Here is a 17627-nt window from a genome sequence, read left to right as displayed (position 1 = left end):
CGCTCGCCTAACTATTTCGGGCTCGCCGAGTTCGGCGAGCCCGAAATAGTTAGGCGAGCGCGGGGATGGGGTCGACGGGCCCACCGCCTCCACTCACAGGCAATCCACAGGTAGCACCTAGCCGCGGCTCACAGGGCACTGACAGATTGGACACATGACAACCAGCACGCGAGGTGGCAACGAACCGCTGACCAGGCCGGACGGGACTCCGATCAAGATCCTGACGGTGGACGACGAGTCCAGCCTGACCGAGTTGCTCAGCATGGCGATGCGCTACGAAGGCTGGGAGGTGGCCACCGCCGGCTCCGGCCTGGACGCCGTCAAGGTCGCCCGCGAGGTTCGTCCGGACGCCATCGTGCTGGACATGATGCTGCCCGACTTCGACGGCCTCGAGGTGATGCGCCGGATCCGCACCGAGCAGCCCGACGTCCCGGTCATCTTCCTGACCGCCAAGGACGCCGTGGAGGACCGGATCGGCGGGCTCACCGCGGGCGGCGACGACTACGTCACCAAACCGTTCTCCCTGGAGGAGTTGATCGCCCGGCTGCGCGGGCTGCTGCGTCGCTCCGGCGCCACCACGTTGCGACCCGGCTCCCAACTGGTGGTGGGTGACCTGGTGCTCGACGAGGACTCCCACGAGGTCACTCGCGGCGGCGAGGAGATCCAGCTCACCGCCACCGAGTTCGAGCTGCTGCGCTACCTGATGCGCAACCCGCGCCGGGTGCTGAGCAAGCCGCAGATCCTGGACCGGGTGTGGAACTACGACTTCGGCGGCCAGGCCAACGTGGTCGAGCTGTACATCTCCTACCTGCGCAAGAAGATCGACGCCAACCGGGCACCGATGATCCACACCCTGCGCGGCTCCGGCTACGTGCTCAAGCCGGCGGCGGAATGACCACACCAGGCCCGCCGGACACTCCCGGGCCGGCCGCCCCCGGACCGGGCACACCCGGCCCCGGCATGCCTGAAGCGGGCACACCCGGCCCCGGCATGCCTGAAGCGGGCGCACCCGGACCCGGAACACCCGAGCCCCGCGCCCCCTGGGCGCCGGAGCCCGACGCCCCGAGCCAGGGCGTCCCCACCTTCGTCGGTCCCGGGCACACCGACGACGACGCCCCCGGCACCGGGCCCGCCGAATCGGAGCCCGCCGCCGCAGCCCCGGCCGGGACGGCGACCGCCGTCCGTCCACTCGCCAAGGGCACCCTGGGACGGCGGCTGGTGGTGCGCGTCGCCGCCGTGGTGGCGCTGGTCGCGATCGGGCTGAGCGCGGTGGTCGCGCTGGGCGTCTACAACATCCAGATCAACCAGGTGGACTCCCGGCTCGACCGGGCGATGTCCCGGCTGATCGGCCCCGGCCCGTACGGGCCTCCGGACAGCTCCACCCAGGGCGGGGTGACCGCCGGCGGCCAGGAGATCGGCACCGCCGTGGCCTGGCAGACCGCCGCCGAGATCAAAGGCGTGATCCTGACCGACCGGGGCAGCAACCGAGGTGTGCAGATCCCCTCGCTCTCGACTCCGGCGCTGAACCAGTTGGCCGCGCTGAACCTCGACTCGGGGGCCAAGACCACCGTCCAGCTCACCGACTACGGCCTCTACCGGGTGACCGTGCGCGGCGACGAGAGCAGCCGGGTGCTGGTCGGCGTCCCGTTGAGCCAGGTGACCAGCGCGATGACCTCGCTGGTGGCGTTCGAGGCGCTGCTCACCGCCGCGATCATCGCCGCCGCGGTGCTGGTGGCGCGCGGGGTCGTGGTGAGCAGCCTGGCGCCGCTGAACCGGCTGGCGGCCACCGCCACGGCGGTGTCCAATCTGCCGCTGGAGAGCGGCGAGGTCGAGGGCATCGGCCGGGTCAACAAGGACGACACCGACCCGGTCAGCGAGGTCGGACGGGTCGGGCTGGCGTTCAACCACATGCTCGACAACGTCGAAGGCGCGCTGGCCGCCCGGCACGCCTCGGAGGTGAAGCTGCGCCAGTTCGTCGCGGACGCGTCCCACGAGCTGCGCAATCCGTTGGCGGCGATCCGCGGCTATGCGGAACTGACCCGCCGGGAGCGCGCCGACCTGTCGCCGGCCATGGCACATGCGATGGCCCGGATCGAGTCGGAGTCGGACCGGATGAGCAGCCTGGTCGAGGACATGCTGCTGCTGGCCCGGCTGGATTCCGGACCGGCCCTCGACCTGGCACCCACCGACGTCACCGAGATCGTGCTCAACGCCACCAGCGACGCCCGGGTGGCCGGCCCCGACCACCGCTGGTCGCTGTCGCTGCCGGACGAGCCGGTGCTGGCCCTGGCCGACCGGTACCGCCTGCATCAGGTGCTGGCGAACCTGCTGGCCAACGCCCGCACCCACACCCCGCCCGGCACCCGGGTGGAGACCGGGGTGACGGTGCGCGACGGCATGGCGGTGATCACCGTCACCGACGACGGGCCGGGCATTCCGGCCGACCTGCAGGACTCGGTCTTCGAGCGCTTCACCCGTGCCGAGGTCAGCCGGGTGCGCAAGCAGGGCGGCTCGTCCACCGGCCTGGGGCTGGCGATCGTGGCCGCCGTGGTGGCCGCCCATCACGGCACCGCGGCCGTCGATTCGCGTCCGGGACGGACCGTGTTCACCGTCCGGATCCCGATCGCCCCACACCGGCCGCGGTCCTGATCCGGCGGCCCGATCCGACCCCGATGTCAGCCGGCACTTGAGGGTTGCCTCGGGCAAACAACCTAGTCACAGTCAGATACCGGGGCCAGCCATCGAGGTCCGGTCGAGACTTCAGGTAGCTCTCGGACAGTTCTCAGGCTTTGAATGACTGATCATGAGCCACCGAACTGCCCGCGTCCGGGCCGCCCTGCTCGCCACCGCACTGATCGCCACCGGACTGTGCAGCGCGACCGTCGGTGTCTCCCCGAGCGAGGCCGCGGTCGACCGGGAGGCCTACATCGCCAAGGCCGCCGAGGCGGCGAAGGCGTCCAAGAAGAAGTACGGGGTGCCGCGGGCGGTCACGATCGCCCAGTCGATCCTGGAGTCCGGCTGGGGCAAGTCCGGGCTGACCACCAAGTACCACAACTACTTCGGGATGAAGTGCGGCGCCGTGGTCAGCCCCTACCAGAAGGGCTGCGTGGCGCTCTCGTCCTACGAGTACGTCGGCGGCAAGAAGAAGAAATACGTCAGCCGCTTCCGGGTGTACAGCTCGATGGAGAAGTCCTTCCTCGATCACGGACGCCTGCTCAACTACGCCGATCGCTACAACCCGGCGTTCAAGTACCCCAACGATCCGGACAAATTCATCCGCGCGGTGCACAAGGCCGGCTACGCCACCGATCCCAACTACGCGACGTCGGTGATCAACACGATGCGGCAGTGGAACCTGTACCGCTTCGATGTCGCACCGAAGCCCTCGCCGAAACCGAAGCCCACGCCGAAGCCGAAACCGAAGCCGGACCCCAATAAGAAGCTGATCGGCACACTGGCGCCGCTGGCGCAACGCAGCGAGGCGGCCAGCGGAGTGCCCTCGTCGGTGACGATCGCCCAAGCCCTCCACCACTCCAAGTCGGGGACCAGCGCGGTGGCGAAGAAGGCCAACAACTACTTTGCGCTGACCTGCAGCGGGGCGAAGAGCAAGCTGTCCAGCGGCTGCGTCACGATCAGCGGCAAGAAGTACCGAAAGTACAAGTCCGTGGCCAGCTCGGTGGCCGACCAGGCCGCGGTGCTTTCCGGCGCCCGCTACCGGGCGGCGATGAGATCCGCCGGCAACCCCAAGGCGTTCCTGGCGGCGGTGGCGAAGGCCGGCTGGTCGTCCAGCAAGTCCTACGCCGGCACCGTCTACGGGCTGGTCACCAAGTACGGACTGACCAAGTACGACCTGCTGATCTCCACCACGTTGAAGCAGGGGAATCGCAACGCCAAGGTCACCGCACTGCAGAATCTGCTGGTGAAGGCCGGCGGCACGGTGAAGACCACCGGCTATTTCGGCACCGATACCGTGGCGGCGGTCAAGGCCTACCAGAAGAAGCGGAAGCTGCCGGTCACCGGGAAGGCCGATCCGCTCACTCTGACCCGGCTGACCCCGGACGTCCGCAAGGGCGCCCACGGGGCCGCGGTGGCCGCCCTGAACGGGCTGCTCAAGGCACGCAGCTACCCGGTGGACGCCGGCAGCAACTTCGGCGCGAAGACGCTCACGTCGGTCAAAGCGCTGCAGAAGAAGACCAAGCTGCCGCAGACCGGCATCGTCTCCACCCGCACCTGGGCGGTGCTCTTCGGCTGACATCGGGCCTTGCCAGGCGCACATCGATTGCCGATATCCGCGCCCCGGCAGCGGCTCAGATCGAGTCGATCATGCGGTCAATTATGCGCATTTCGACGATTTCCCCTCCGGGTCGCCAGCAATTTCCTAAGCTGCTGGCATCTGCTCTCCTCCTGGCGAGAGGCGGTGAGCAGGACCCACCCCAGGAGGAACTCGCATGCGGGCACAGACCCGAACATTGGCGTTCGCCCTCGTTATCGGCGCGCTCACGGTCACGTTGAGCGCCGGGACGAGTGCGATTGCCGACACGCGTGGCCCACCGCGTCCCGAAGGGGCCGTCTCGGAAACAACCAGGCCCACCGCGCAAACCACGACGCCCGCACCGAAAAGCACGCCCGGCACCGAAACACCACGTCCTCCCGAGGCCGCTCCGACCGACGATGGCCGGCCCGTCGAGAAGTCAGCGAGCCCGGAACCGGAGAAGCCTGCCGACCCTGCCGATCGAAATAGCCCCACCCCGACTCCGACCGATCCCGGTTCCACGGCGCCGGTGGTTCCCGCCGAGGACGCGCCCGAAACGACTCCGCCCGCCGCGAAGCCCACCGGCACCGGCATCTCTCCCGTCCCCGACCGGGCCCAGGACAATCGGCCCACCGGGGTCAGGCCCGCGGCGGATATCGGACCCCAGGCCGTCCTGCCGTCCCCCGCCACGATCTTCGAGGAGACATTCGAGAACGGCAGCGGGGCCATCCCGTGGAGCCTTACGAACTACCCGGGAACGAACGGCGTCCGCTACACCGCGTCGCAATACTGGCTCGACACCGGCTTCTGCAACGGATTCATCACCAGCGCGATACCGAACCTCTCCCTCTCGCAGATCCAGAACACCTACTGCGGTTTGAACGGCGACCCGGCGGATCAGCGGCGCGGCGACTACGACGCCGTCCGGGTGAAGGCCCAGGCGCTGGGCGTCTTCGCCCAGGGAGGCAACGGGCAGAACAACCGGGCGCTGTCCACGAACACCTCCGGCGGCACCCCGAACGCCATGATGTTCCAAACCGTCAACAACAACATCCAGCTGCCCAGCACCGCGCAGAACCGCTTCTACGCCTTCTCGGTCGACGCTGCGATGACGTACGCGGAGCCGGAGGTTCCGCTCAAACCGGAGATGTACTTCTACCTCACCCGGGACGGCAACACCCCCCGGCTGCTCAACGACCAGCCCCTCCCGGTCGCGACCGGCCAGCGGTTCGACTATCTGGGACAGTCCCCGGTGAACTCCACCCTGCCGTGGGCCTCCCAGGGCATCGTCGGCAGGTACTACAGCAACGCGTTCCTGATGAACGGCGGACAGATCGGGCTTCGGCTGGACAATCGCTCCACCGCCAGCTCGAACGGATGCGGCACCCGGGGCGTCGCCGTCCCCCCGCCCAATCCGCCGGGGATCTACTGTCCCAACGGCGGCGCCGGCACCGCGAACGGCAACGACGGCGCCATCGACAACATCCGGCTCACCGACGTCTCGCCGGTCACCGAGAAGACCTTCTCGCCCGCTCGGCTGCCGGTCGGCCAGACCTCGGTGATGACCATCACGGTGCGGAACCGCAGCGACCTCGGCAGGAAGGAAGGCTGGGCATTCACCGACACCCTGCCCGCCGGGCTGAGCTTCGCCAACACCACGGTCGGCGGGACGTGTACCGGCAGCAAATCCGTCAATACCGCCACGCGGCAGCTGATCGTCAGCAACGGCGTCCTCGAGAAGGGCCAGGAGAACTGCACGCTGACCGCCAGCGTCACCTCGAGCCAGGCGGCGACCTTCAGCAACGGCGGCCCCAACGGGAACTTCGGCAACCTGGTCGGCATCGATCCGCCCAGCAACGCCCAGGTCACCTTCTACCCGCTGATCGCGCTCCGCAAGGACGTGGTGAGCCGCACCAACGCCGCCGACCAGTTCACCCTGACCATCGCGCCCCAGATTGCCGGCGCCACGAACACGTCCGCGACCACGACCGGCACCGCGACGGGCGTCCAGGCCCAGCTGGCCGGGCCGGTGGAGCTCGTGCCGGGCGCGACCTATCGGCTGTCGGAGGCCGGCGCGGCCGGCGCCGACCTGACCGACTACGCCACGTCGCTGTCCTGCGTCGACACCGCCAACGGCAACGGTCCGGTCGCCGTCACCGCGCTGCCCGGCGTCCCCGGCAGCTACTCCCTGGTGGCGCCTGCGATCCCCACCGGAGGATCGCGCAACCTGGTCTGCACCTTCCGCAACCAGACGCTGCCCAACCCCACCCTGACCCTGGTCAAGCAGGTGGTGAATCCGGCCGCCGGCACCGGCTACGCGGCACCCACCGACTGGCGGCTGACCGCCACCGGCAGCGGCACCGCGCAGGGCAGCATCGTCCAGGGCGTCACCGGCGCGGCGCAGGTGACCCAGCAGGTGGTCCCGGCCGGTCCGTACCGCCTGTCGGAAGCGTTCACCGCCGCACCGGACAAATCCGCCGGCTACGACTGGACGGGCCTGGCCTGCACCGACGCGAACGGGGACGACATCGGCTTCACCAGGACCGAAGCCGGCGGCGTCGTCAGCGCCGGCAGCATCGTGCTGGAACGCACCGACGAGGTCACCTGCACCTTCACCAACACGCCGAGGCTCGGCGCCGTGACCTGGACGAAGGTCGATCCGGGCGGACGGAGCCTCGCCGGCGCGGAGTGGACGCTCACCGGTCCCGGATCGGCCGCGCCCGGCAGCCCGGTCGCCGATTGCGTCGCCGCGCCCTGCGGCGGCCCGGATACCGATCCGCGCCCGGGTTTCTTCCGGGTGCAGGGGCTGCCCTGGGGTGAGCACACGCTGACCGAGACGAAGCCGCCCGCCGGTTTCCGGCTGGACGCCGCGCCGCGGGTCTTCCGGGTCGGCGCCGGCGGCACCCTGAGCCTGGACGCATCCCTGGGCGCGATCGCCAACACCCCCCGGGTGGCACCGGCGCTGCCGTTCACCGGCGACGGGCTGGGGCGGGACGTCTTCTTCATCGTGGGCCTCGGCGCGGTGGCGCTGGGCCTGGGGGCGGCCGTGACCGCCCGGATTCGCGCCCGTCGAAGGGAGGCCGGATAGCTCCTCGCCGTGGTCGAGCGGTTCCCCGAATCGACCCGACCTGAACATCGTCGGCCCCTGTGCCGGTTCGCGAAGTACGTAGAGACACCCCCCGAGAATCCACCGGAACGGACGACGGGCAAGAAAGGAAGGTGGGACTGATGTCCACCAAGATGACAATGCGGCTCGCCGCCGGCGCGGCGGCCGTGGCGCTTGCGATGGCGGGCGCCGTGGCGATGGGGACGGCCGCTGCCGCGGCGCCGGGTCCCGGGCAGGGCGACAATCCACGGACCACGGGGTCGCTGATCATTCACAAGCGGGTCGGTGTCGCCGAGGGCACCGCCGGAACCGGCGAGGTGGTGCCGAACCCCGGCGGCCGTCCGCTCCCGGACGTCGAGTTCACGATCTGGCGGCTGGGCCGGACCGTCGCCGGCTCGTGTCAGGCCATCGATCTCGCCAACACCGACCACTGGCAGGCCAGCCCGGCGATCCCGACCGGCACCGCCCCGGCCACGACGGCCGCGGTGACCGCCGCCGGCTTCTGCCTGGCGGACGCGGGTACCGCGCGCACCACCGGCAGCCAGGGCGACCTCACCTTCGGCGGGCTGCCGCTCGGCTTGTACTACGTGCAGGAGACCGACGCGCCGGCGACCGTGGTGGCCAGGAGCGCACCGTTCTACGTCACGGTTCCGCTGCCGTTGGCCGACGACGAGTGGATCTACGACGTGAACGTCTACCCGAAGAACCAGGAACTCCAGGGACCGGTGAAGACCGTCGCCGCCCCCTCCGGCCTGGTCGTGGGGTCGACCCTCAGCTGGACCATCACCCAGACCGTGCCGCCGCTGAACACCGGCGAGACCTACCGTTCGGTGTCGATCTGGGACCGGCTGCCCGCCGGCCTGGAGTACGCCGGCACCACCTCGGTGAGCGTCAACGCGACGGCGCTGGCCGCGGGCGCCAACGGCTACACCGTCGATCCCGCCGGCGTCACCTGGTCGCTGGGCGGCGCCGCCCGGTCGACGCTCAGTGCCGGCGACACGATCACCGTCGTATTCACCACCCGGGTGACCTCGGTGACCGCCACCGGCCGCATCGCCAACCCCGGCAGCGTCAGCACCGATCCCGGCTACGGCTCGGAGTTCAACGGTGGCCGGACGCCGGGCGAGACCGTCCCGCACAGCTACTGGGGCGCCCTCCGGGTGACCAAGGTCGACCCCAACGCTGCGCCGCTGGCCAACGCCGCGTTCCAGGTCTACCCGCGGACCGGGGCCGCCTGCGCCGCGGAGCCGCCCGCGACGGGCCTGGTCTCGACCGGGACGTCCGGCGCCGACGGCATCGTGGTCTGGACGCCGAACGCGCCGGCCGCGGCGTCCTCGCCGCTCGGGCTGTGGGTCGCCAACAACGACGACGGACCGCTCGATCCGGTCCCGACCAAGGTCTACTGCGTCTACGAGACGGTGGTTCCCGCGGGGTACATCGGCGCCGGCGTCCAGACGGTGACGATCACGCCCGGCACCGACAACACGCTGTCGGTGCCGGTGACGAACACGCCGCGGGACACCCCGGAGCTGCCCCGAACCGGTGGGCAGGCAACCCTGGGGATGAGCATCGGCGGCCTCGTCCTGGTGGCGGCCGGCGCGGTCGTGATCGTCGTCTCGCGTCGTCGGCACGGCGCGTCCTGATCGACTGAGCCGGCGCTGGTCCTTGCCCGGTCGAGCTGGTCGGGAACGTCCCTGACAACGGGTTTCGACCGGCCCGGCCAGGGACGACCGCACGGGTCGGGCCCGGCGGCGGCAGCCCCGGCTGCCGTCGCCGGGCCACGTCCGATCGCCACGACGACGCATGGAGGAGCAGGTGAGCGACACACGCGAAGCCGCCGGGAAGCGCGCCCCGGCCCGGCGACGGTGGCGGATGCCGTGGCTGCAGCTGGTCGCCTGCCTGGTCATCCTGGCCGGGACCTGCGTGTTCCTGTACCCGCACATCGCGTCGTGGTTCTCCCAGCGCGACCAGTCGCGGGTCGTCGAGCTGTCCCGGGAGTGGATGCAGCAGCCGCCCAACAACGACGCGACCCACCGGGCCCAGCAACTGGAACGGGCCCGCCGCTACAACAAGGCCCTGGCCAGCGGAGCCGTCTACGCCGCGAACGCCCATGTGGCCACCAGCAAGGGCAGGTCAACGGACACCTCGCTCGACTACTGGACGCTGCTCAACCTTGACGGCAGCGGCTACCTGGGCAGGGTTCGCTACGGCAGTCTCGGCATCGATCTGCCGATCTACCACGGCACCAGCGACGCGACCCTGCAGCACGGCGTCGGGCACCTGGAGGGGACGTCGCTACCGGTCGGCGGAGCCGGTGAGCGCGCCGTTCTCACCGCCCACCGGGGCCTGCCGACCGCCACGCTCTTCAACGAGCTCAACCGTGCCGCGGTGGGCGACACCTTCACGGTGTCCGTTCTCGACGAGGCGCTCAGCTACCGGGTGATCGAGACCCGGGTGATCAGGCCGGACCAGACCGAAGCGATCCTCCCCGACCCCGGACGCGATCTGGTCACCCTGGTGACCTGCACCCCGCTCGGCATCAACAGCCATCGCATCCTGGTCACCGGGGAGCGGATCGTCCCGCCCCCTCTGGACGAGGTCGCGGCGGCCCAGGCGGCCCCCGACCTGCCCGGCTTCCCCTGGTGGGCGGTCGTTCTCGGCGGGGTGGTGGTCTTCGTGGTCGGCGACGTCTGGCGTTGCGGGTACCGGCTCCCCGCTCCCCCGAGCTGATCGCGGCTGTGACGCCGCGCCGCGCTGGCCGGGACGCCGGGACGATCCGTCGTCCTGCTGGGCTACTTCAACCGGGTCACGTCAGCCGGGTCACTTCAGCGGATGCGCCGCCAGCCATTCGGTCACGGCCGCCGGGACGCCCACCGCCGCGGCCCGGGTCCGGATGCCGGCGATCGCGGTGTTGTCCAGGGTGCCGTGCAGCTGCTGGATGACGTCCAGCACCGTGACGTCCTCGGCCAGCCCGAGGCGCAGCAGGGCGACCTGCGGATCGGACGCGATCATCGTCTTGGGATCGCCGACCGGCTTCACCGCGGCGTCCCAGCCCTGTGGTTCGGTGCCGTCGAAGACCCCGATCGCGCCGGCCTTCACCCGGGCCAGCCGCTGCCCGGCGTCGGCGACGACGGTGACCGACGGCTTCACCTGGTAGATGGCCGCCAGCCCGGCCTGCCCGTCGGGGGCCTGGCGCCAGGCCTGCGGGGCCACCAGTTTCGTCTTCTTGGTCAGGTCGAGCAGCGAGACATCGGCGCGGCCGGCGACGTAGCGCCAGGCCCGGTCGACCTTGGACGGCTGCAGCACGGCGACCTCCCCGTCCAGCGCCGCGGCCAGGTCGGAGACCAGGGTCTGCGGATCCTGGGCGTCCACCTTGAGGCCCTGGGCGGCGCTCCAGGCGAACGCCGGCACCACGTCCAACTCATCGGCCATCAGCCGGCTGACCTGCGTGTTCACGTCGTCGCCGACGTCGACCACGCTGCCCGGACGGCTCTTTCCGGCCAGCGCCTGCAGATACAGCTCGGCGAGCACCCGGCTGGCCGGGTCGGACGTGGCCCCGATCCGCAGCGCCGCGACGGCCGGGCTGGTGGCCGGCTCGGACGTGGTCACCGGCGCCTGCCGGGCACAACCCACAACGACCGCCAGCAACAGGCCGGCGAGGACAACCCCCAATCGCCTCATTGCGCACACTTTGCCATCGGTGCGGAACGAAACGCCGCAACGACCGGGGAGAGTCGGCGGGTTCCGGCACCGCAGTTGGTGCCGGAACCCGCCGGTTGTCAGCCCTCCGCTGGTCGAGCCTGTCGAAACCCCTGCTCAGCACCGCGAAGCCGAGGTCTCGACAGGCCCGACCGACGAGAATCAGCCGTTCGCCAGCGCCGACTGCGCCGCCGCGAGCCGGGCGATCGGCACCCGGAACGGCGAACAGGACACGTAGTTCAGGCCGGTGCGCTGGCAGAAATCGATCGAGGCCGGGTCGCCACCATGCTCGCCGCAGATGCCGAGCTTGATGTCCGGACGGCTCTGCCGGCCCAGCTTCACAGCGGTCTCGACCAGCTTGCCGACGCCGACCTGGTCGAGCCGGGCGAACGGATCCACCTCGTAGATCTTCTTCTCGTAGTACGACTCCAGGAACTTGCCCGCGTCGTCCCGGCTGAAGCCGAAGGTCATCTGGGTGAGGTCGTTGGTGCCGAAGGAGAAGAACTCCGCCTCGGTGGCGATCTCGTCGGCGGTGAGCGCCGCCCGCGGGATCTCGATCATGGTGCCGACCAGGTACTTCAGGTCGACGTCGGACTCGGCGATGATCGCGTCCGCGGTGTCGGTGACGATCTTCTTGACGAACGCCAGCTCCTTCACCTCGCCGACCAGCGGAATCATGATCTCGGGCACCAGATCCCACTCCGGATGCCGCTTCTGGACGTTGATCGCCGCCTCGATGATGGCGCGGGTCTGCATGGCGCCGATCTCGGGGTAGGTGACGTCGAGGCGGCAGCCGCGGTGGCCCATCATCGGGTTGAACTCGTGCAGCGAGTCGATCACCGCCTCCAGGGCGATGGTCTCCATGTTCATCTGCCGGGCCAGCGCCACGACGTCGGAGTGCTCGTGCGGCAGGAACTCGTGCAGCGGCGGGTCGAGCAGCCGGATGGTGACCGGGTAGCCCTCCATGGCCTCGTAGATGCCCTCGAAGTCGCTGCGCTGCATCGGCAGCAGCTTGGCCAGCGCGGCCTCACGCTGCTCGACGCTCTTGGAGACGATCATCTCGCGGATCGCCGAGATCCGGTCAGGCTCGAAGAACATGTGCTCGGTGCGGCACAGCCCGATCCCCTCGGCTCCGAAGTCGCGGGCCTGCTTGGCGTCCAGCGGGGTGTCGGCGTTGGTGCGCACCTTCATGGTGCGGAACGCGTCGGCCCACTCCATGATCCGGCCGAAGTAGCCGCTGATCTCGGCCGGGACGGTCTTGATCGCCTCGCCGTAGACGTTGCCGGTGGAGCCGTCCAGCGAGATCCAGTCGCCCTCGTTGTAGGTGTTGCCGCCCAGGGTGAAGTTCTTCACGCCGAAGCTGATCTCACCCAGGCCGGACACGCAGCAGGTGCCCATGCCGCGGGCCACCACGGCGGCGTGCGAGGTCATTCCGCCGCGCGCGGTCAGGATGCCCTTGGCGTAGTGCATGCCCTCGATGTCCTCGGGGGTGGTCTCCAGCCGGACCAGCACCACATCCTCGCCGCGCTTGCCGCGCTCGGCCGCCTCTTCGGCGGTGAACACCACCTGGCCGCAGGCCGCGCCCGGGGAGGCCGGCAGGCCCTTGCCGATCGGGGTGGCGTCCTTCAGGTCGGCGTCGTCGAACTGCGGGTGCAGCAGGGCGTCGATCTGCTTCGGATCGATCATCGACACGGCCTTCTTGGAGTCGATCATGCCCTCGTCGACCAGGTCGCAGGCGATCTTGAAGGCGGCCGCGGCGGTGCGCTTGCCGTTGCGGGTCTGGAGCATGAAGAGCTTGCCCTCTTCGATGGTGAACTCCATGTCCTGCATGTCCCGGTAGTGGTTCTCCAGCCGGGTCACGATGGCCTGGAACTCGTCGTACAACCCCGGGTTCTGCGCCTTCAGCTGATCGATCGTGAGCGGCGTCCGGATGCCGGCGACGACGTCCTCGCCCTGAGCGTTCATCAGGTACTCGCCGTACAGGCCGGGATCGCCGGTGGCCGGGTTGCGGGAGAAGGCCACACCGGTGCCGGAGGTGTCACCCAGGTTGCCGAACACCATCGACTGGACGTTGACCGCGGTGCCCCAGTCGGAGGGGATGTCGTTGAGCCGGCGGTAGTAGACGGCGCGCGGGTTGTCCCAGGAACGGAACACCGCGCGGATGGCGCCGAACAGCTGCTCGATCGGATCGGAGGGGAACTCGGAGCCGATCTTGGTCTTGTACTCCTCCTTGAATTGGCGAGCCAGCTCCTTGAGGTCGTCGGCGTCCAGCTCCAGGTCGTTGGTGACGCCCTTGCGCTCCTTCATCTCGTCGATGAGTTCCTCGAAGTACGCCTTGCCAACCTCCATGACGACGTCGGAGTACATCTGGATGAAGCGGCGGTAGGAGTCGTAGACGAAGCGCGGGTTGCCGGTCTTGGCGGCGAAGGCGGCGACGACCTGCTCGTTCATGCCGAGGTTGAGGATGGTGTCCATCATGCCGGGCATCGACGCCCGCGAACCCGACCGCACCGAGACCAGCAGCGGGTTGTCCGGGTCGCCGAGCTTCTTGCCGGTCAGTTCTTCGAGCTTGCCGATGTATTCGACGATCTGCCCGCGGATGTCGTCGCCGATCTGCTGGCCGTCGTCGTAGTACCGGGTGCAGGCCTCGGTGGTGATGGTGAAGCCCTGCGGGACGGGCATACCCAGCCCGGTCATCTCGGCGAGGTTGGCGCCCTTGCCGCCGAGCAGGTTCCGCATGGAACCGTCGCCCTCGCTGAACTCGTACACGTACTTGGTGGTCATCGTGTGATGAATCTCCTTCAGATGCTCCATTGCATGGACGCCGGCGTGGCGGCGGGCCCAGGCCGGTGCCCGACGGAGCGGGGTCCGGGAACCGGTCGGCTGTTCCAACCGTATCGACTCGCGCCGCCGAGTGGATACCGAGTCGATGATCGGACGGCACTGTCCACCCCTTGGGCAGACCCGCTCCGGAGCGGACTCCCGCATCGCGTCGCGGGTGGTTTCCTTGCCTCATGAGCGATTTCCCCGGCCCGCGTCCCGACCCGGTCACCGAGCTGCTGCTCGCCCAGGCCGGCGAACTCGTCGCCCCGGTGGCGGTCCTGGACGACGTGGCCGGCGCGTTGAGCCATCAGCTGGAGGCGCGCGGGCAGCAGCCGCGGGTGTGGTGCGACGACGTCCGCGCCGAGCAGCAGGTGCCGACGGCCTGGCGGCGTCCGAGCCTGCAGCAGGCGGTGACCGGGGCCCGGACGGTGCTGTGGCGGCTGCCCCGGTCGGTGGGCGCGGTGCAGGAGTATGCGGAACTGATCGCCGCGCTGGCCGACCCGGGCGTCCGGGTGATCGCCGGAGAACGGGACAAGCACCTGTCGCGCTCGATGAACACGGCCCTGGCCAGGAGTTTCGGCACGGTGACCGCGTCGCTCGGGCATCGCAAGGCCCGGGCGCTGCTGGCCTCGGAGCCGATCCGGCGGGAACCGTCCTGGCCCCGGCGGGTGCGGCTGGAGCCGCTCGATCTGGACGTGGTCGCGCACGGGGCGACGTTCAGCGGCACCCGGCTGGACCGCGGGACCGCACTGCTGGCCGGCTGCTTCGACGCCCTTCCGGACGCCGGCACCGCGATCGACCTGGGCTGCGGCAGCGGCATTCTCGCGGCCCTGCTGGCGCGCCGCGGACTCCGGGTGCAGGCGGTGGACGTGGCCTGGAGCGCGACCGACGCGACCCGGCTGACCGCCGCCGCCAACGACCTCGCCGTCGACGTCGAGCGCCGCAACGGCCTGGCCGGGCGGGACGCGCCGGTCGACCTGATCGTGACCAACCCGCCGTTCCACGTCGGCGCCGCCAAGGACACCACCCCCACCCGGGAGCTCTTCGCCCAGGCCGGGCGGATCCTGGCGCCGGGCGGCGAGCTGTGGTGCGTCTACAACGCCCACCTGCCCTATCTGCCCTGGCTGCGCGAAACGGTCGGCCCGACCCGGATCGTGGCCCGGGACCGCGGCTATCTGGTCACCCGGTCGGTTCTCACTGCGCGGGACTCGCCGCCCACCAGGTGACCGGCTCGACACTCGCCGGCCGGGCCCGGCGGCCGGATCCGTAGGGTTGTCCCGTGGCCGGTCGAGCATCAGCGGGGTGGGTGCCCAACCAGCACGGGGCCTGGGCGATGCTCGCGGTGCCGATCGCCGCCGGGATCGCCTTGCGGACACCGGTGGCCACCCATGTGCCGTTGCTGGCCGCCTGCTGCGTGCTCGGCTATTTCGCCTTCCATGCGGCGTCCCGGTGGTTGAAGAGCCCGCCGGCCCGGCGCGCCAGGTACCTGCCGGCCACCCTCGTCTACACGGTCACCACCGTGGCGGCCGGCGCCGGCGCCGTCCTACTCGGCGGCTGGCCGTTGCTGGGCTGGCTGGCGGTGTTCGCCGCACTCCTCGCCCCCGCCCTGCAGCTGGCCCTGGCCCGCAGGGAGCGAGCCCTGCTCGGCGGTGCGCTGACCACCGCGGCGGCCTGCCTGATCCCGCTCGCCCTGGCCTACCCGTCCCCCGCCGAGCTGCTCACCGACTGGCCAGACGCGCGGGCGGCCGTACTGCTCAGCGCCACCCTGTTCGGCTACTTCTTCGGCACCGTGCTGCACGTCAAGAGCCTGATCCGGGAACGCGGCAACACCCGCCTCGAGCGCGTTTCGCTGGCCTGGCAGCTGGCCTGGGCGATCGCCGCGGCCGCCCTGTGGGGTGGCCCCACCGGGTGGCTCTGGGCGGCGATCTTCGGGCTGGCCACCGTCCGCACCGTTGTCCTGGCCCGGCTCGCACGCCGGCGTCCGGTGCGCCCGATCGTCATCGGGATGATCGAGATCGGGCTGAGCGTGCTGGTGCTGGCCGGCGCACTCTGGACGGCGTCCCACCCGGCGGGCTGAGCTCCCGGGCCGTCAACGACCGGCCGCGTACAACTCCTGGGCCGCCCACCCTGAGCGGCTGTTCCAATCTCGTGCCAGAATTTTACGATCGCCTGCGGCACACACCTAGCGCCACTAACCTTCGACATGTCACAGTTGCAGTAGCGCCGCTGGGCATCGGGGAAGCAGTTTGACGACAACGGCCATCGGCAACGAAGGGATACCGGGCTCGCGACAGGGAGCCCGGGCCACGGGGCGGATGAGTTGTGGTCGATGCGGACGGGAGAGAATATGTCTGCAATCGTAGAATTACGCGCCAGCAAGCCATCCAAATGGCTCAACCTGACATTCTTCATCCTCTGCGCAGCGGTGGTCGGCTATGCCTGGCTCAGCCGCGCGGGCCAACGCTATTACGACGAAGTCGAGTACTGGGAGATCGCCGGACACCTGGCCCGCGGCCAGGGCTTCGCACTGCAGGGACAGCCGACCGCCTACCGGCCACCGGCCTGGCCGCTCATACTGGCACCGTTCCACTCGCTGGGATCGGGCATCGGAGTGGCCACCATGGCCTCGGTGGCCTGCCTCATTCTGGCGGCCCTGGCGGCAGGCCGGCTGGGCATGATCCTGACCGGTCAGCGGCTCGGATCGCTGGCCGCGATCTTCGTACTGGCCTATCCGATCAACATCTACACCAGCGCCACCCTGTACCCGCAGATGCTGGCCCTGCTGACCACCGTGGTGATGTGGATGCTGGTCGCCCAAGCCGAAGCCCAGGGACGCCTGCCGTGGCTGTGGGGCTGCGTCTTAGGCCTAGCCGCAGCGGTTATGACGTTGGCCGTGCCGACGCTGGCCTTCACCGCCGTGGCACTGCTGGCGGCCGGCAGCTGGATTCTCTGGCGGCGTCGCGACTGGCCCGCGATCGTGGCCGGCTGGGCCGCCGCCGGGGCACTGATGGGGGCCTGGGCGATCCGCAACTGGATCGTCTTCCGGGAGTTCATCCCGATCAGCACCTCGACCGGAATCAACCTGCTGATCGGGAACAACCCCGACGCCACCGCCGGCTCCGGCGTCGACGTCGATCTGCAGGCCTCCATGCAGCGTGTGTTCTCGATGGGCCTTTCCGAGAACGGACGCAGCAGCGAGTTCATGCGTGAAGCGCTGCACTGGATCACCAGCAACCCTGGGGACGCCGCCATGCTGTATCTGCAGAAGACGGCGCACTACTTCGTCGCCTACGACGCCCCGGCGACGGCCGGTCAGGGAAAGCCGGTGATGGGCCTGATAGCCTGGGCCGCATTGGTCGTGATCGCCGGGCTGACCGTCGCCCGTTGGTCGAACTGGGGACGCCGGACGTTTCCCATGCATTTCACTGAACGAGTCATGTTGTTCGTCTTCATCGCGAACGCCCCGATCATGGCGGTCTTCTTCACGCGCGTCCGGTTCCGCGTCCCACTCGATTCGTTCCTGCTGATCGAGGCCGCGATCGGGTTGCTCATCGTGGCGTATCACTTCATGCCCGCGCTGCGCGAACGCGCAGCCACGACCTAGGGTCTGTCGCGGAAGCCGGGTTCGCGGAACTCAGCCCGGGGGGCGCCCGGCCGGACTCGACCACGTCCGGCCGGGCCGGGGATCGCGGTCGAGCCGGCCGGGCCGGGGATCGCGGTCGAGCCGGCCGGGCCGGGGATCGCGGT

The 17627-nt window shown here is 70.0% G+C and carries 11 protein-coding genes; 9 read left to right on the top strand and 2 right to left on the bottom strand.

Annotated elements, in window-relative coordinates; genetic code table 11:
- The first annotated feature begins 154 nt into the window (after window positions 1-154).
- The 6 genes from QM582_RS03860 to QM582_RS03835 all read left to right on the top strand — a co-directional run bounded on the left by QM582_RS03860 (window position 155) and on the right by QM582_RS03835 (window position 10088).
- A complete protein-coding gene (locus tag QM582_RS03860; protein ID WP_415081919.1) occupies window positions 155-895 on the top strand; it encodes a response regulator transcription factor in 741 nt (246 codons plus the stop codon).
- A 95-nt stretch (window positions 896-990) separates the two neighbouring features.
- On the top strand, window positions 991-2649 hold the full coding sequence (locus QM582_RS03855; RefSeq protein ID WP_415081917.1) for a sensor histidine kinase: 1659 nt from the start codon (window positions 991-993) through the stop codon (window positions 2647-2649).
- 154 nt (window positions 2650-2803) lie between these two features.
- A complete protein-coding gene (locus QM582_RS03850; protein ID WP_415081916.1) occupies window positions 2804-4252 on the top strand; it encodes a glucosaminidase domain-containing protein in 1449 nt (482 codons plus the stop codon).
- 529 nt (window positions 4253-4781) lie between these two features.
- On the top strand, window positions 4782-7340 hold the full coding sequence (locus QM582_RS03845; RefSeq protein WP_415081914.1) for a SpaA isopeptide-forming pilin-related protein: 2559 nt from the start codon (window positions 4782-4784) through the stop codon (window positions 7338-7340).
- A 140-nt stretch (window positions 7341-7480) separates the two neighbouring features.
- Entirely contained in the window at window positions 7481-9001 is a 1521-nt protein-coding gene (locus QM582_RS03840) for a SpaH/EbpB family LPXTG-anchored major pilin (protein ID WP_415081913.1), read from the top strand.
- Between the two features lie 172 nt (window positions 9002-9173).
- Window positions 9174-10088 carry a class C sortase gene (locus tag QM582_RS03835; RefSeq protein WP_415081912.1) on the top strand — a complete coding sequence of 305 codons (915 nt, stop codon included), beginning with the start codon at window positions 9174-9176 and terminating at the stop codon, window positions 10086-10088.
- Window positions 10089-10178: 90 nt separating this feature from the next.
- Here the strand turns inward: QM582_RS03835 and QM582_RS03830 are convergent, their stop codons facing one another.
- Together QM582_RS03830 and ppdK are read right to left on the bottom strand one after the other, a co-directional pair.
- A complete protein-coding gene (locus QM582_RS03830; RefSeq protein WP_415081911.1) occupies window positions 10179-11030 on the bottom strand; it encodes a hypothetical protein in 852 nt (283 codons plus the stop codon).
- A gap of 189 nt (window positions 11031-11219) precedes the next feature.
- Window positions 11220-13841 (bottom strand): pyruvate, phosphate dikinase, encoded by a 2622-nt coding sequence (ppdK, locus tag QM582_RS03825; RefSeq protein ID WP_415081909.1) that lies wholly within the window; start codon window positions 13839-13841, stop codon window positions 11220-11222.
- 230 nt (window positions 13842-14071) lie between these two features.
- Between ppdK and QM582_RS03820 the strand changes: the two genes are divergently transcribed.
- From QM582_RS03820 to QM582_RS03810, 3 genes are all read left to right on the top strand, one after another.
- Entirely contained in the window at window positions 14072-15106 is a 1035-nt protein-coding gene (locus QM582_RS03820; protein WP_415081907.1) for a class I SAM-dependent methyltransferase, read from the top strand.
- An 80-nt stretch (window positions 15107-15186) separates the two neighbouring features.
- The gene (locus tag QM582_RS03815) at window positions 15187-15957 is read left to right on the top strand and encodes a YwiC-like family protein (protein WP_415081906.1); all 771 of its coding nucleotides are present in this window, start codon (window positions 15187-15189) and stop codon (window positions 15955-15957) included.
- Between the two features lie 243 nt (window positions 15958-16200).
- A complete protein-coding gene (locus QM582_RS03810; RefSeq protein WP_415081904.1) occupies window positions 16201-17484 on the top strand; it encodes an ArnT family glycosyltransferase in 1284 nt (427 codons plus the stop codon).
- The last annotated feature ends 143 nt before the right edge of the window (window positions 17485-17627 follow it).

Origin of the sequence: Micropruina sp. (assembly GCF_047607385.1) — a bacterium.
Lineage (GTDB): Bacteria > Actinomycetota > Actinomycetes > Propionibacteriales > Propionibacteriaceae > Micropruina.
This window is presented reverse-complemented; position numbering and strand designations above follow the sequence as displayed.